Source organism: Levilactobacillus koreensis JCM 16448 (assembly GCF_001435525.1).
Taxonomy (GTDB): Bacteria; Bacillota; Bacilli; order Lactobacillales; family Lactobacillaceae; genus Levilactobacillus; species Levilactobacillus koreensis.
In genome coordinates this window covers 1-472 of the sequence record NZ_AZDP01000032.1, presented here as the reverse complement: position 1 = coordinate 472, position 472 = coordinate 1, and the positions used below count along the sequence as shown (strand labels likewise).

1 pseudogene is annotated in these 472 nt (G+C 47.9%); it reads left to right on the top strand.

Annotation, left to right across the window (positions count from 1 at the left end):
- Positions 1-472: pseudogene (locus tag FC99_RS13560) on the top strand (IS5 family transposase); the annotation flags it as partial.

The window sequence follows — 472 nt, the reverse complement described above, 5'->3', positions numbered from 1 at the left end:
GCATGGCGTGACTTACCAGAACGTTATGGTGCTTGGCAGACAGTCTATAGTCGTTTCCGCCTCTGGGTTGAGTCTGGGCTCTTCGAACGTATCTTTGAAGAACTCATTGATGATCCAGATATGGAAAATCTTAGCTTAGATTCGACGATTGTTCGAGCTCATCAAAAAGCAACGGGAGCAAAAAAAACGCCAAGTGTCTGGTCGAAAATCAAGCCATTGGACTAAGCCGTGGTGGTCGTACGACGAAGATTCATGCGGTTGTGGATGGCTTAGGCAATCCAGTCCGCTTTTTACTAACAGGCGGTCAGGTACACGATAGTCGTGCGGCTAAAACCTTGTTGGAATCACTGGACCTGTCCGACTCTAATGTCATTGCGGACAAAGCCTATGGGACCACTGAGTTGCGACAATATATCACAGCGGAATCGGGGACCTACACCATCCCGCCAAAAGAGAATGCCAAAAACAAATG